Consider the following 14,823-nt stretch of genomic DNA (forward strand, 5'->3'; position numbering starts at 1 on the left):
GCAGGTGCCGTCCTAGTCCTGGCGCCCCACGCCTGTCACCGTGATGACCGGGTAGCCGGCCTCGTCGGAGTCGGCCAGGTTCACCGTCGCGTCGATGCCCCAGTCGTGGTGATTGGCCGGGTCGGCGAAGACCTGCCGCACCTTCCATGACTCCTTGGACGGGGTGATCAGCAGAAGGTTGGGGCCACGGCCACCGGGTCCGTCGTCGATGTCCTCATGTTCCTCGAAGTACGCGTCCATGGCATCGGCCCAGGCATCGGCACCGAAGCCGCTGTGCCCGTCCAGCTCGCCCAGGGCACCGTCCTGCTCGTCGGCGAAGAGCTTCACGCGGCGGAACATTTCGTTGCGCACCATCACGCGGAAGGCGCGCTCGTTGGAGGTCAGGCGCTCGGGGGCCGGCGGGATGATCTCGGCGTCGGGCTCGTGCAGCACGCCGTTGGCCAGTTCCTCCCATTCGTCCAGCAGCGAGGAGTCGATCTGGCGGATCAGTTCCCCGAGCCATTCGATGAGGTCCGACAGGTCCTCCCGAAGCGCGTCCTGCGGCACGGTCTGGCGCAGCGCCTTGAAGGCGTCGGTGAGGTAGCGAAGCAACACGCCCTCGGAGCGGGCCAGCGAGTAGAACTGCACGTATTCGCTGAAGCTCATGGCGCGCTCGTACATGTCCCTGACCACCGACTTGGGGGCCACCTCGAAGTCGCCGAGCCACGGGGCACCGGCGCGATACTGCTCAAACGCGTTGCCCAGCACCTCGGCCAGCGGCTGCGGGTAGCTGACCTCCTCGAGCGCGGCCATGCGGTCGTTGTACTCCATGCCCTCGGCCTTCATCGCGGCGATCGCCTCGCCGCGGGCCTTCTTCTCCTGGGCCGAGAGCACCTGGCGCGGCTTTTCCAGCGTCGCCTCGATGACCGAGACCACATCCAGCGCATAGCCGGGGGACTCGGCGTCGAAGAGCTCAAGGGCCGCCAGCGCGAAGGGGGACAACGGCTGGTTCAGCGCGAAGTTCTCCTGCAGGTGCACCGTGAGGGCCAGCATGTTGCCGTGCCTGTCGGGGTGTTCGAGGCGTTCGACGACGCCGGTGGCCAGCAGCTCGCGCAGGATGCCCAGCGCCTTGCGCTGCAGGGCGCGCTGGCGCACCGGGGGCTCGTGGTTCTCCGTGAGCAGCCGGCGCGCCGCGGCAAAGGAATCGCCCTCGCGCGCCAGCAGGTTCAGCAGGATCGAGTGGGTCACCGCGAACGAGGAGTTCAGCGTCTCGGGGGTGGAGACGATGATCCGTTCGTAGGTCTTCTCGCCCCAGGTCACGAAGCCCTGCGGCGGCTTCTTCTTGGTCACCTGGCGCAGCTTCTTGGAGTCGTCGCCGAACTTCGCCAGCGCCTTCTCCATGGCCTTTTTGTTCTCGATGGAGTGCTCGGGGGCCTGCACGACGACGGTCCCGGCGGTGTCGAACCCGGCGCGGCCCGCGCGTCCGGCGATCTGGTGGAATTCGCGGGCGTTCAGGATGCGCGTGCGCACCCCGTCGTACTTGGACAGCGCGGTGATCAACACCGTGCGGATGGGCACGTTGATGCCAACGCCCAGGGTGTCGGTGCCGCAGATGACCTTCAGCAGGCCGGCCTGGGCCAGCTGCTCGACCAACCGGCGGTACTTGGGCAGCATGCCGGCATGGTGCACGCCGATGCCGTGGCGGACCAGCCGGTTCAGCGTCTTGCCGAAGCCCGGGGCGAACCGGAATCCGGCGATCAGCTCGGAGATCCGGTCCTTTTCCTCGCGGGTGCATACGTTGATGCTCATCAACCCGCTGGCCCGGTCGATGGCCTCCAGCTGGCTGAAGTGCACCACGTAGATCGGCACCTGCTTGGTGCCCAGCAATTCCTCGATGGCTTCCTGCACCGGGTCCTGCGAGTAGTAGTAGTGCAGGGGGATGGGGCGTTCGGCGTGCGCCACGGTGGTGGTGGCGCGCCCGGTGCGCAGCGTGAGTTCGTCCTCGAACCGGGTAACGTCGCCGAGGGTCGCGCTCATCAGCAGGAACTGAGCCTGCGGGAGTTCCAGCAGCGGGACCTGCCAGGCCCAACCGCGCTGCGGGTCGGCATAGAAGTGGAACTCGTCCATGACCACCGGACCCAGGTCGGCGTTCTTGCCTTCGCGCAGCGCAATGTTCGCCAGGATTTCGGCGGTGCAACAGATGATGGGTGCATCCTGGTTCACCGAGGAGTCACCGGTGACCATGCCGACGTTCTCCGCGCCGAAGATCTTGCAGAGGTCAAAGAACTTTTCCGAGACCAGCGCCTTGATCGGCGCCGTGTAGTAGCTGCGTTCCCCGCGGGCCAGTGCATGGAAGTGCGCGGCGACCGCCACCAGGGACTTGCCTGAACCCGTGGGTGTGGCCAGGATGACGTTGTTGCCTGCCACGAACTCCATGACGGCCTCGTCCTGCGCCGGGTACAGCCCGATGCCGCGGTCCTCCACCCACTTCACGAAGGCTTCATAGGTTGATTCGGCGGTGGCACCGCGCGGGGGAGTGTTGGGCAGCAACTCGGTAAGTTTCATGATGTGTCCAAGACTATCGGTTTACGTGGACCTTTCCGCCTACGCTGTGGTTATGAAATGGGACCCGAACAAGTACGTGCAGTTCGCAGATCACCGAGATCGTCCGTTTTACGATCTGACGGCCCGCATCACCGCCGCGACACCGCAACTGGTGGTGGACATGGGGTGCGGTCCCGGACCGCTGACGCATTCCCTGGCCGAGCGCTGGCCGGACGCCCGCGTGGTGGGCCTGGACTCGTCGGTGGAAATGATCGATCAGGCGCGCTCCAAGCACCATGCGGAATACCTCTCCTTTGAATTCGCCGATGCGACGCAGTGGACGCCAGAGCCAGATACCGACGTACTGGTCTCCAACGCCATGCTGCAATGGATTCCCGAACACCGGCAGTTGATCGCCCGCTGGCTGGAGGCGTTGGCGCCGGGGGCGTGGTTTGCCGCGCAGGTCCCGGGCAACTTCCATTCGCCGTCGCACGCGCTGATGAGGCAGCTCGCGGAATCGGAGCGCTGGGCGCCGCAACTGTCCGGCGTGCTGCGGCAGGACGACGCGTCGGGGGAACCCTCCGACTACCTGAAGATCCTGCTGGATGCCGGGTTTGAACCCGATGTCTGGGAGACCACCTATGGGCAAATCCTCTCTGGACCGGACCCGGTGCTGGAGTGGGTCCGCGGAACCGCGCTGCGCCCGGTCCTGGCCCGGCTCAGCGCGACAGACGCCGCCGACTTCGAGGCCCAGTACGGAGCCTTGGTGAGCGAGGCCTATCCGGCCGTTGACGACCACGGCGGCGGGACCGTCACGCTCTTTCCCTTCCGTCGCATCTTCATGGTGGGCCGCAAGCGCTAGATTGCCCCGGGGAGCCGTGCCCTCTCGTAGGGTGGGGACATGGGAAAAAGCCTCTTGCCCGCGCTCGCCGTGGCCACCCTTATGCTCAGTGCCTGTGCGGGACCATCGGCCGACGAATTCCGCCAGCGCGATGTCCAGGGAAACACTGCCTGCATCCACTTTGGCAGCGGTTATACGGACGATGGAAGCGTAGGCCGCGCCAACATGGCCAAGGCCGCGGAACATGGCGCCGCGTCGTCAACCGAGTCGATTCGCGCGGCGGTGTCAACTGATGCCGCCGGAGTACCGGTCATCACGGACGAGGAATCTTTCAAGAGCGCCTGCGAGGCGCAGGGGATGCGTTTCAAGTAGGCAGGGGTGTCGAACGTGCTCCTCCGCACGTTGCCCAAGGTGGTATCTCGATCCTGCGGTGACATGGATTTTTGGGAGCCTGAAAATTCATCAAGCTCTTCATATTTGTCTGGAACAGGCGTATAGTAGTAAATATGTTCGAAGAGTGCGAAGGCTACTTGTCGAACCCGAGCTCGCTCTCCGCCGAGGCTGCCGGGGAAATTCTCCTTGGCCACCGCCACATACCCGTAGGCATGGAAATGCCCGCCAGGGAACGCGCGTTGGCGCAAAGGCCAGGGGATGAATACGTCGATTTCATCGACGACGTCGGCGTTGCCATGACCCTCCTGCCCCAGAATGTTGGAGAACGGGTCAGAGTGGCGAGGATTTCGGCACTGGAAAGGGCCAAGGCTGCAATCTGTGCGGCCCAGGCCAAGGAAGCCTACGGGCTCGAGCAGGACATCATCGCCCGGCATGAGGATGAGGGGATCTACACGGAGAACCCGAACCGCGGTGCTGGTGCCGAAGTGGCGCTGGCTCGCAAGGTCGCACAACGCCTAGGGTCGAGCTTTATCTCTTACTCGAAATCCATGATCGAGCACATGCCCTATACCTATAACGCCTTGGAGCGCGGAGAACTCAACGAAGATCGGGCCATGCTCCTGGTGCGCGAAACCAACAAGTTGGATCCCGGCGTCCGTGAACTCATTGACCGGGAAATCGCTGGCGAGCGTGGCGCGTTGGAAGGCGTAGGCGACAAACAACTCCTGGCTCGAGCCAAGAAGGAAGTTCTGGCGTTCAGCAACAAAGCGGATATGAACAACCATGCCGACGCGATGAATAAGCGACGCATATCCGTGACGCCCACTCCGGACGGGATGATGCGAGTGAGCGGGCTGCTGCCAGTTGTGCAAGGCGTGGCCCTTAAGGAGGCGCTGGCCAAGGCTGCTGCCAAACGCCGCTCAGCGGAAGACAAGCGCACCGATGCGCAGGTCATGGCCGACTTCGTGGTGGAGTGTGTCACCGGCCAGCAACTGGCCTCGCGACCGCCACTGTCGGTTGAGGTCGTGATGACGGACCGATGCTTAATGGTAGGTGACAGCGAGCCGGCATTCATCAAAGGCTACGGAACCGTATCCGCAGAGTATGCACGCTGGATGATCACTGGTGACCGCACCGGTCCCGACGGTGAAAATGAAGCAGAAGCATGGGTCCGACGCCTATATACGGCTCCGGTTAGCGGTCAGCTCGTGGCCATGGACTCGGAAGCTCGGATTCTTCCTCAAAAGCTGAAGGAATTGATCTCGATACGAGATCAGTTCTGTCGCACACCCTATTGCGACGCCCCGATTCGCCACTACGACCACGTTTACCAAGTGGCCAGGGGCGGAAAGACGACGGAAGTCAATGGCGATGGACGATGCGTTCGCTGCAACCAGACCAAGGAAACGTCCGGTTGGGAAGAATTCGTGATTCTGGGTCCCCGGCACACGATCCTGATAAAAACGCCCAGCGGGCAGATGTACCGAGCCATGGCGCCGCCGTTGCCGGGGACGCCCGAATCGCCTCCACCTGGCTCGACCGACAGTGTCGTGATTACCAGCCTCTAGCGCGCCACTCCGCCAGGCTCGGCCGCTCCGCGCCCAACGTCGTCGTGGCCCCGTGACCCGGAAGCACCAGGGTTTCATCGGGATACTGCTCGAAGAGTCGTGTGGTTACGTCATCAAGCAACGTCGTGAAGCGCTGCGGATCGTTCTGCGTGTTCCCCACGCCACCCGGGAACAGCGAGTCGCCACTGAAGATCACCGTGGTGCCTCCGCTGTCACGAAGTACATAGGCGATGGATCCTGGGGTATGGCCACGCAGGTGCACGCACTCCAGGACCGTTGTCCCCACCGACACCGTGTCGCCGTGGTTCAATGCAACGTCAATGGCCACATCGGCACCCTCCGCAATTCCCTGTACGTCCTCAGTACCCGCATAGGTTTTCGCGCCGGTGCGCTTCGCGTACTCGTGCAGCGCCCTGATGTGGTCCCAGTGCTGGTGAGTGGTCGCGATGCCCTCAAGCCTCGGGGCAACCTCCGAGTCGGACGAAGCGGATGCGATCAGGCCGTCGATGGCCGGCACGTCGTCGGCGGCATCAATCAGGAGTTGCGAGCCGTCGCTCTTCGAAGTCACCAGGTAAATGTTGTTGGACATTTCGGAGACGCTCACGGATCGTATGCTCACGTCGGTGAGGTCAAGGAAGATTTCTGTCATGACTTCACCTTACGTGGCGCAGCCATGGCCAGGCGATAGTCTGAAACGAAGGCCCTGCCCCCAGCATCAACGAAGGAAGGCTCGCATGGACAGCAATCCACTGGCATTTGTCACTGTCGACAGCACCGACAAAACCCCTCCCTACCAACAAGTCAGGCAGCAGATCCTGGCCGCCATCTCCAAGGGGCGCCTCAAGGCAGGAACCAAGTTGCCTTCGGTTCGGGCGCTCGCCGAGCAGTTGGGCCTCGCGGTCAACACCGCGGCAAAGGTCTACAAGGAGCTGGAAGCCAGCGGTGCGGTCGTGACCCGCGGGCGACACGGCACCATTGTCCAGGCCACCGGTGATGAAGGATCGGTTGCGGTGGCCGACGCCGCGTCGGAATTTGCTGCCGTTGCGACACGCTGGGGGATCTCCGAAAAAGCGGCCGTCGGCTACGTTCGCGCAGCGTTCAGTTCCCAGGTCGGCTAGACCCAAGTCTTGTTCCTCACAAGGACGCGCAATTCGAACCAGTTTTCGATTAGCATGTTCTGGTGGCTACTTCCCGCTCCCTTGAAACCCTCCGTCCGCACGACCTGACCCGCTTGGTGGTCAAGGGCGCGCGCGAGCACAACCTGCGCAATGTCGACCTGGATTTGCCGCGCGACGCGATGATCGTGTTTACCGGCCTCTCCGGCTCGGGCAAGTCCTCCCTCGCATTCGACACCATCTTTGCTGAGGGGCAGCGGCGCTATGTCGAATCGCTGTCTGCGTACGCCCGACAATTCCTCGGCCAGGTCGACAAGCCCGACGTCGACTTCATCGAGGGACTCTCGCCGGCGGTGTCGATCGACCAAAAGTCGACCTCCAAGAACCCCCGCTCCACCGTGGGAACCATCACGGAAATCTACGACTACATGCGCCTTCTCTGGGCCCGTGTGGGTCGCCCCTATTGCCCTGTCTGCGGCGAGGCCGTCACGAAGCAGACCCCGCAACAGATCGTTGACCAACTGCTTGAGCTGGAACCCAAAACCCGTTTCCAGGTCCTGGCACCCGTAGTCCGCGGCCGCAAGGGGGAATTCGTCGACCTGTTCAAGGAACTGGGTTCCAAGGGCTATTCCCGCGCACGGGTCGACGGTGAAACGATCCAGCTCAGCGATCCGCCGAAGCTCGGCAAGCAGTTCAAGCACACCATCGAGGTTGTCATCGACCGTCTGGCCATCAACGACACCGTTCGCCAGCGCCTGACCGACTCCATCGAAACCGCGCTCAACCTCGCCGAGGGCCGGGTCCTGATTGATTTCGTGGACCTCGATCCGGAAGACGAGGGTCGTATACGCGCCTTCTCCGAAAACCTTGCCTGCCCCAACGAACACCCGTTGGCCATCGATGAGATCGAGCCCCGCTCGTTCTCCTTCAACAACCCATTTGGCGCATGCCCGGCCTGCAGCGGCATCGGCACGCGCCTTGAGGTCGACGAAGACCTGATCATTCCCGACGTCGAGATGCCGCTGGGACAAGGCGCCATCGCGCCATGGTCGTTGGGAGCAGCAACCAGCGAATACTGGAACCGCCTGCTCGAGGGCCTTGGCGCCGAACTCGACTTCACACTCGAGACCCCTTGGAACAAGCTGCCCGCGGTGGCCCGGCAGGCCATTCTGCACGGCAAGGACCACAAGGTCGTCGTGCAGTACAAGAACCGCTTCGGTCGGGAACGGAAGTACTCCACCGGCTTCGAGGGAGTGGTGCAGTACATCCACCGCAAGCACCTGGAAACCGAGTCGGACAATGCCCGCGACAAGTACGAAGAGTACATGCGGCAGATCCCGTGCCCGGAATGCAACGGCGCACGCCTGAACTCCGCCTCCCTCTCGGTGTTGATCAACGGCAAGTCCATTGCCGAGGTCTCCGCCATGCCGATGCGCACTTGTTCCGAGTTCCTTGAGAACCTCGTCCTGAGCGGGCGCGAGGCACAGATTGCCACCCAGGTGCTCAAAGAGATCCAGGCCCGCCTGCGCTTCCTGCTGGACGTCGGACTCGAGTACCTGAACCTGGAACGCGCCGCCGGCACGCTCTCCGGCGGCGAGGCCCAGCGCATCCGCCTGGCCACGCAGATCGGCTCCGGCCTGGTGGGCGTGCTCTACGTGCTTGACGAGCCCTCCATCGGCCTGCACCAGCGCGACAACCGCAGGCTCATCGAAACCCTGACCCGGCTGCGTTCGCTGGGCAACACCCTGATCGTCGTCGAGCACGACGAGGACACCATTGCCGAGGCCGACTGGATCGTCGACATCGGTCCGGGCGCCGGGGAACACGGCGGCGAGGTCGTGCACTCCGGATCACTGGCGGACCTGAAGGCGAACACCCGCTCCATCACCGGCGATTACCTGTCCGGGCGTAGGAAGATCGAGGTGCCCGCCAAGCGCCGCAAGATCGACAAGAAGCGCCAGGTCACCGTCGTGGGCGCCCGCGAAAACAACCTCGAGGATCTCACCGCGCGCTTCCCGCTCGGTGTCCTGACGGCCATCACCGGCGTCTCCGGCTCGGGGAAGTCCACCCTGGTCAACGACGTCCTCTACAAGGTGCTGGCCAACAAGCTCAACGGCGCCAAGCAGGTCCCGGGGCGGCACACCCGCGTCGAGGGCCTCGAGCACCTGGACAAGGTCATCCACGTCGACCAGTCGCCCATCGGCCGCACCCCGCGATCGAACCCGGCGACCTACACCGGGGTCTTCGACCACATCCGCAAGCTCTTTGCAGAGACCAACGAGGCCAAGGTCCGCGGCTACCTGCCGGGCCGATTCTCCTTCAACGTGAAGGGAGGACGCTGCGAATCCTGCTCGGGCGACGGCACGCTGAAGATCGAGATGAACTTCCTGCCCGACGTGTATGTCCCGTGTGAGGTTTGCCATGGTGCGCGCTACAATCGCGAGACCCTGGAAGTGCACTACAAGGGCAAATCCATTGCCGACGTGCTGAACATGCCGATCGAGGAGGGCGCGGAATTCTTCGCCGCCTTCACCCCGATCGCCCGCCACCTGCGCACGCTGGTGGACGTGGGGCTCGGCTACGTCCGCCTCGGACAGGCCTCCACCACGCTTTCCGGCGGCGAGGCTCAGCGCGTGAAGCTCGCCGCGGAATTGCAGAAACGTTCCAACGGCCGCTCCATCTACGTGCTCGACGAACCCACCACGGGCCTGCATTTCGAGGATATCCGCAAGCTCCTGCTGGTCCTGCAGGGTCTCGTCGATAAGGGCAACACCGTGATCACGATCGAGCACAACCTCGATGTCATCAAGTCCGCCGACTGGGTCATCGACCTGGGCCCCGAGGGTGGATCCGGCGGCGGCGAGATCATTGCCGTCGGCACCCCGGAAGAGGTCGCCAAGGCCGAAGACAGCTACACCGGAAGGTTCCTCGCGCCGCTACTTGGCTAGGCCCCACGGCCGTTCGTGTATGCCGCTTCGGGCATGCACGAACGGCGATGGCGCCCAGTCCATGCGAGAATACAACAGTGATGATTGCTCCCTCCGCCGTGCTCCTTGACCTCGATGGAACCCTCGTGGATCCGGCCGGGGCCATCACCTCGGGTATCCGCCATGCGTTGACGCAGGCGCAGATCCCCGACCCGGGTGAAGAAAAACTCCGTTCCCTCATCGGGCCGCCGCTGAGCATCGGGCTGGCCTCCATCGACGGCGTCACCGCCGCCGACATCGGCTTCCTGATCGCCACCTACCGCGCGCAATATGCCGAAACCGGCATGGCAGCCTCGCGTCCCTACCCGGGCGTGAAGGAGCTTCTGGCAGCACTTCGCACCGCCGGGACCACGGTGCTGGTGGCCACGGCCAAGCCCACGTACATTGCCCGCCAACTGCTTGCTGTGCAGAAAATCACCCCGCTGCTTGACGGGATCTTCGGCAACGACGACGAGGGCGACGGCACATCGTCCTCCAAGACCCACATCATCGCCGCGGCGATGAGCGAACACGACCTGGACCCGGCAAGCTGCGTCATGGTGGGGGACCGCCGCTACGACATCGAGGCTGCCCACGAGAACAACATCGCGTCCATCGGCGCGGGCTGGGGGTTCGCCGACGACGGCGAACTGGCAGCCGCCGGGGCAGGCGCCCACGCGGCGGACCTTGCCGAACTTGCCGACCTCTTGCTGGGCAACGCCGCCGGGGAAGCCGTGCGCGCATCGGTCATGGCAGCCACCACCAAGGGAGCCAGCGCCTAAATGAGCCTGTACACCATGACCCGCTCCTCGATCCGCGGGCTGCTTTCGGGGCTGTGCCGTCCCACCGTCACCGGCCTGGAAAACGTGCCGCGCACCGGGCCCGTCATCATCGCCTCAAACCACCTCTCCTTCCTGGACTCCATCATCATCCAGGCGCTGACCCCGCGCGACGTGGCGTTCTTCGCCAAGGCCGAGTACTTCACCACCCCCGGCCTCAAAGGCAAGGCCATGAAGACCTTCTTCGAGTCCGTGGGCTCCATCCCGGTGCAGCGCGGCGAGCAGGCTGCCTCCGTGGCGGCACTGGAATCCCTGGTCGACATCCTGGAAACCGGCGGCGGCATCGGCATCTACCCCGAGGGCACCCGCTCCCGTGACGGCATGCTCTACCGCGGACGCACCGGCGTGGGCTGGCTGGCGCTGAGCACCGGGGCGCCGGTGGTGCCAGTCGGACTCATCGGCACCGAGAAGCTGCAGCCGGCCGGAACCAACCGGATTACCCCGCACCACTTCACCCTGGCCTTCGGCAAGCCGCTGCAATTCGAGCACCTGGGACGCAAGCACCCGCTGCCGCAGCGCCGCGCAGCCACCGACACGATCGTCGATGCCATCGCGGAGCTCACGGGCCAGGAACGCGTGGACGCCTACAACCAGACACCCATCACCGACTAGCAACGAAGGGCGCAGACGTGGCAGACCCAAGAAGCTACCGCCCCGCGACGGGGGACATCCCGGTCAACCCCGGGGTGTACCGCTTCCGCGACGAAGTGGGACGGGTCATCTACGTCGGCAAGGCCAAGGTGCTGCGCTCCCGGCTGAACTCCTACTTCGCCAACCCGGCCGGGCTCACCCCCAAGACGCACGCCATGGTGCACACCGCCGTCTCCGTGGAGTGGACCGTCGTGGGCTCCGAGCTCGAGGCCCTCCAGCTGGAATACACCTGGATCAAGGAGTACAACCCGCGGTTCAACATCGTCTTCCGCGACGACAAGTCATACCCGTACCTCGCGGTGACCATGGGGGAGAAGTACCCGCGCGCCCAGGTGATGCGCGGGGACAAGCGCAAGGACACCAAGTACTTCGGGCCGTTCTACCCGGCCAAGGCCATCCGCGAAACCCTCGACACGCTGCTGCGTGTCTTCCCGGTCCGCAGCTGTTCGGCAGGGGTGTTCAAGCGCGCCGAATCCTCCGGGCGGCCCTGCCTGCTGGGCTACATCGACAAATGCGCGGCCCCCTGCGTGGGGCGCATCAGCCCCGAGGACCACAAGCAGCTCGCCGCGGACCTGTGCCAGTTCATGGGCGGTGAAGGCACCCGCTTCATCAAGGAGATCGAAGCCAAGATGGCCGATGCGGTCTCCAAGCTCGAGTACGAGCAGGCCGCCCGCCACCGCGACGACATCGCCGCGCTGCGTCGGGTCTTCGAACGCAACGCGGTGGTGCTGGCCGAAAACACCGAGGCCGACATCTTCGCCGTGCACGAGGACGAGCTCGAGGCAGCCGTGCAGGTCTTCCATGTGCGCAACGGGCGGATCCGGGGCCAGCGCGGCTGGGTCGTGGAAAAGGTCGAGGACTCGACCCCTGCCGAATTCATCGAGCACCTGCTCACCCAGGTCTACGGCGAGGCCGCCGGGGACGACAGGATTCCGCGCGAGGTGCTGGTTCCGGTGCTGCCGGAGAACACCGAGCAGGTGGCCGCGTGGCTGCACGAGCGCCGCGGCTCGGCCGTCTCGCTGCGCGTTCCCCAACGCGGGGACAAGGCGACGTTGGCCGAAACCGTGCGGGAAAACGCCGAGCAGTCGCTGCGCCTGCACAAGTCCCGGCGCGCCGGGGACCTGACCACGCGCTCGGCCTCGCTGCAGGAACTGCAGGACTCGCTCGGGCTTCCCACCCCGCTGCTGCGCATCGAATGCTATGACGCTTCCCACACCCAGGGCACCAACGTGGTCGCCTCCATGGTGGTGTTCGAGGACGGGCTGCCGAAAAAGAGCGACTACCGCAAGTTCGCGATCACCGGGGACGCTGCGCGGGATGACACCGCCTCGATGTACGACGTGATCTCCCGCCGCTTCAGGAACTACCTCGCGGAAATGGCCGACACCGTGCCGATGGTCAGCGGCGAAATCGACATCGCCGACGCCTCCGAACGACTGCCGGCGCGCAAGTTCGCCTACCCGCCCTCGCTGGTCATCGTGGACGGCGGTCCGCCGCAGGTCGCCGCCGCCTCCCGGGCGCTTGCGGACCTGGGCATCGACGACATCTACGTCGTCGGCCTGGCCAAGCGGCTGGAGGAACTGTGGCTGCCCGATGACGAGTTCCCGGTGATCCTGCCGCGGGCCTCCCACGCGCTGTACATGGTCCAGCGGATCCGCGACGAGGCGCACCGTTTCGCCATCACCTTCCACCGCCAGAAGCGCTCGGCCTCGATGACCACCTCACTACTTGACACCATCAACGGCCTGGGCCCGGCCAAGCGCGAGGCCCTGCGCAAGCACTTCGGCTCGATGAAAAAGATGCGCGCCGCCTCCGTCGAGGAACTCACGGCCGTTCCCGGCATCGGCCCGGTGCTTGCCGCCACGGTGCATGAGGCGCTGGCCGCCGCCGGCACCGGTGCGCCGGCAGTGAACATGACGACCGGAGAGGTACTTGACTAGCAGGTTGGGCGCGCAAAGGCGACTAGGCTAGGGGTCATGACCTCCGAGCTTGCCCCCGTGAAACCTCCCGAGTCCGAACTTCTGGTGATAACCGGCATGTCGGGTGCCGGCCGCACCACCGCCGCCCACGCGCTGGAAGACCACGGATGGTACGTGGTGGAAAACCTCCCCCCGACGCTGCTGGGCATGCTCACCGAGATCGTGGCCCACTCCGGGGGATCGATCCCCAAGCTCGCGGTGGTGATGGACGTGCGCTCCAAGTCGCTCTTCCCGCAGCTGCGCGAGAACCTGAACGCGCTGACCAGCGCCGGCATCGCCTACCGGGTGCTCTTCCTTGACGCGGCCGACGACCTTCTGGTGCGCCGCTTCGAACAGGGCCGGCGCCCGCACCCCTTGCAGGAGGACGAACGGATCGTCGACGGGATCAACCGCGAACGCGAGGTGCTGCGCGAGCTGAAGGAAGCCGCGGAGATCGTCGTGGACACCACCGAGATGTCGGTGCACGACCTGGCGCGCTCGATCACCGAGCTCTTCTCCGAGTCGGGCCCCATCGTGCTGCGGCTGAACGTGATGAGCTTCGGCTTCAAGTACGGGCTGCCCACCGATGCCAACTACGTGGCGGATGTCCGCTTCATCCCCAACCCGCACTGGGTCCCGGAACTTCGCCCGCACACCGGCAAGGAAAAGCAGGTCTCCGACTACGTGCTGTCGGCCAAGGGGGCGGCGGAATTCATCGAGCGCTACATCGGCGCCCTGGAACCGGTCTTCGAGGGCTACCGCCGGGAAAACAAGCACTACGCCACCATCGCGGTGGGTTGCACCGGCGGCAAGCACCGTTCCGTGGCCACGGCCGAGGAGATCGGGCGCCGGCTGGCCCAGCTGCCAAGCGTGCGGGTCAACATCACGCACCGGGACCTGGGGCGCGAGTAGTCCACCATGGCGTTTTTCACCGGCCCCATCCCCATCCAGCCCCCCGCACGTTCCGCCGAGGACAACCAGGTGGTGCGCGTCGTCGCCCTCGGCGGCGGCCACGGTCTCTCCGCCTCGCTGTCGGCGTTGCGCCGGCTCACCACCGACTTGACCGCCGTTGTCACGGTCGCCGACGACGGGGGCTCCTCCGGGCGCCTGCGCGAGGAACTCGACGTGCTGCCACCCGGGGACCTGCGCATGGCCCTTGCCGCCTTGTGCGACGACACCGACTGGGGGAGGACCTGGCGCGATGTCATGCAGCACCGCTTCACCTCCAAGCCGGGCACCAACGCCACGCTGGACCAGCACGCTGTCGGCAACCTGCTGATCGTGGCCCTGTGGGAATTGCTCAAGGACCCGGTGGCGGGGCTGCGCTGGGCAGGTGCACTGCTGGGCGCCCGCGGCCAGGTGCTGCCCATGAGCACCACCCCGCTGACCATCACCGGGGACGTGCTGCAGGAGGATGCCGGCACCGGTCTGGTGCGCAGGCGCATCTCCGGCCAGGCGAACCTGGCCGAGGCAGGGGAGAGCGCGCTGGTTTCCAATGTGCGCCTGGAACCCGCCGACGCCGCCGCCTGCACCGAGGCGCTTGACGCCATCGAGCTGGCTGACTGGGTCGTGTTGGGCCCCGGCTCCTGGTACACCTCGGTGCTGCCCCACCTGCTGCTGCCGGAAATGCGCGAAGCGCTGCAACAAACCCCTGCCCGCCGGCTGCTGACCATGAACCTCTCCACGACCACAGCCGAGACCGGCGGGATGGATGCGGCGGCGCACCTCGAGGTCATCTCCAGGTACGCTCCACAGCTGCGCCTGGACGCCGTATTGGCCGACCCGACGACGATTTCCGACCACGAGGCCTTCACCCAGGCCGCCGCCCGGCTAGGTGCCCGCACGTTTTTCGGTAAAGTAGGGGTTGGTGCCGGACGAGCAGTCCACGACCCCTTGAGACTTGCCGCCGCCTACCACGACGTGTTCACCACGTTCAGCACAGACGAGCCCAGCAGTTAGGAAACAATCC

General features: G+C 65.1%; 12 protein-coding genes. 10 read left to right on the forward strand and 2 right to left on the reverse strand.

The features are described 5' to 3' along the window. Positions 1-12: 12 nt before the first annotated feature. Complete coding sequence (locus tag ABD687_RS01435) at positions 13-2,544, reverse strand: DEAD/DEAH box helicase (RefSeq protein WP_310287886.1); 2,532 nt, start codon at positions 2,542-2,544, stop codon at positions 13-15. Positions 2,545-2,596: 52 nt separating this feature from the next. Here ABD687_RS01435 and ABD687_RS01440 point away from each other — a divergent pair, with 52 nt between their 5' ends. The 3 genes from ABD687_RS01440 to ABD687_RS01450 all read left to right on the forward strand — a co-directional run bounded on the left by ABD687_RS01440 (position 2,597) and on the right by ABD687_RS01450 (position 5,325). Beyond that, positions 2,597-3,385 carry a trans-aconitate 2-methyltransferase gene (locus ABD687_RS01440; RefSeq protein WP_377700383.1) on the forward strand — a complete coding sequence of 263 codons (789 nt, stop codon included), beginning with the start codon at positions 2,597-2,599 and terminating at the stop codon, positions 3,383-3,385. A 39-nt stretch (positions 3,386-3,424) separates the two neighbouring features. Next, positions 3,425-3,736, forward strand: coding sequence for a hypothetical protein (locus ABD687_RS01445; protein WP_302266265.1), 312 nt, complete (start codon positions 3,425-3,427; stop codon positions 3,734-3,736). Positions 3,737-3,870: 134 nt separating this feature from the next. Beyond that, positions 3,871-5,325, forward strand: a complete 1,455-nt coding sequence (locus ABD687_RS01450) for an HNH endonuclease (protein WP_310287880.1) — start codon at positions 3,871-3,873, stop codon at positions 5,323-5,325. Here ABD687_RS01450 and ABD687_RS01455 read toward each other — a convergent pair. Then, positions 5,312-5,974, reverse strand: coding sequence for an MBL fold metallo-hydrolase (locus ABD687_RS01455; RefSeq protein WP_310287878.1), 663 nt, complete (start codon positions 5,972-5,974; stop codon positions 5,312-5,314). The genes ABD687_RS01450 and ABD687_RS01455 overlap by 14 nt on opposite strands. Positions 5,975-6,059: 85 nt before the next feature. Here ABD687_RS01455 and ABD687_RS01460 point away from each other — a divergent pair, with 85 nt between their 5' ends. From ABD687_RS01460 to ABD687_RS01490, 7 genes are all read left to right on the forward strand, one after another. Further along, a complete protein-coding gene (locus ABD687_RS01460; protein WP_264269144.1) occupies positions 6,060-6,443 on the forward strand; it encodes a GntR family transcriptional regulator in 384 nt (127 codons plus the stop codon). Positions 6,444-6,505: 62 nt separating this feature from the next. After that, entirely contained in the window at positions 6,506-9,388 is a 2,883-nt protein-coding gene (gene uvrA / locus ABD687_RS01465) for an excinuclease ABC subunit UvrA (RefSeq protein WP_310287877.1), read from the forward strand. Positions 9,389-9,468: 80 nt separating this feature from the next. Beyond that, the gene (locus ABD687_RS01470) at positions 9,469-10,188 is read left to right on the forward strand and encodes an HAD hydrolase-like protein (protein WP_310293338.1); all 720 of its coding nucleotides are present in this window, start codon (positions 9,469-9,471) and stop codon (positions 10,186-10,188) included. Beyond that, positions 10,189-10,857: a lysophospholipid acyltransferase family protein gene (locus ABD687_RS01475; RefSeq protein ID WP_264269142.1), complete on the forward strand. Its 669-nt coding sequence runs from the start codon at positions 10,189-10,191 to the stop codon at positions 10,855-10,857. 17 nt (positions 10,858-10,874) lie between these two features. After that, positions 10,875-12,836 (forward strand): excinuclease ABC subunit UvrC, encoded by a 1,962-nt coding sequence (uvrC, locus tag ABD687_RS01480; RefSeq protein WP_310287875.1) that lies wholly within the window; start codon positions 10,875-10,877, stop codon positions 12,834-12,836. A 36-nt stretch (positions 12,837-12,872) separates the two neighbouring features. After that, the gene (gene rapZ / locus ABD687_RS01485; RefSeq protein WP_264269140.1) at positions 12,873-13,766 is read left to right on the forward strand and encodes an RNase adapter RapZ; all 894 of its coding nucleotides are present in this window, start codon (positions 12,873-12,875) and stop codon (positions 13,764-13,766) included. A 6-nt stretch (positions 13,767-13,772) separates the two neighbouring features. Next, on the forward strand, positions 13,773-14,813 hold the full coding sequence (locus ABD687_RS01490; protein WP_264269139.1) for a gluconeogenesis factor YvcK family protein: 1,041 nt from the start codon (positions 13,773-13,775) through the stop codon (positions 14,811-14,813). Positions 14,814-14,823: the final 10 nt, after the last annotated feature.

The organism is Paeniglutamicibacter sulfureus (assembly GCF_039535115.1).
GTDB lineage: Bacteria > Actinomycetota > Actinomycetes > Actinomycetales > Micrococcaceae > Paeniglutamicibacter > Paeniglutamicibacter sulfureus.

Excerpts from the sequence above, each read along its gene's own strand:
- ABD687_RS01435 (WP_310287886.1), bottom strand. The coding sequence starts at position 2,544 with ATGAAACTTACCGAGTTGCTGCCCAACACTCCCCCGCGCGGTGCCACC.
- ABD687_RS01440 (WP_377700383.1), top strand. The coding sequence starts at position 2,597 with ATGAAATGGGACCCGAACAAGTACGTGCAGTTCGCAGATCACCGAGAT.
- ABD687_RS01445 (WP_302266265.1), top strand. The coding sequence starts at position 3,425 with ATGGGAAAAAGCCTCTTGCCCGCGCTCGCCGTGGCCACCCTTATGCTC.
- ABD687_RS01450 (WP_310287880.1), top strand. The coding sequence starts at position 3,871 with ATGTTCGAAGAGTGCGAAGGCTACTTGTCGAACCCGAGCTCGCTCTCC.
- ABD687_RS01455 (WP_310287878.1), bottom strand. The coding sequence starts at position 5,974 with ATGACAGAAATCTTCCTTGACCTCACCGACGTGAGCATACGATCCGTG.
- ABD687_RS01460 (WP_264269144.1), top strand. The coding sequence starts at position 6,060 with ATGGACAGCAATCCACTGGCATTTGTCACTGTCGACAGCACCGACAAA.
- ABD687_RS01470 (WP_310293338.1), top strand. The coding sequence starts at position 9,469 with ATGATTGCTCCCTCCGCCGTGCTCCTTGACCTCGATGGAACCCTCGTG.
- ABD687_RS01475 (WP_264269142.1), top strand. The coding sequence starts at position 10,189 with ATGAGCCTGTACACCATGACCCGCTCCTCGATCCGCGGGCTGCTTTCG.
- rapZ (WP_264269140.1), top strand. The coding sequence starts at position 12,873 with ATGACCTCCGAGCTTGCCCCCGTGAAACCTCCCGAGTCCGAACTTCTG.
- ABD687_RS01490 (WP_264269139.1), top strand. The coding sequence starts at position 13,773 with ATGGCGTTTTTCACCGGCCCCATCCCCATCCAGCCCCCCGCACGTTCC.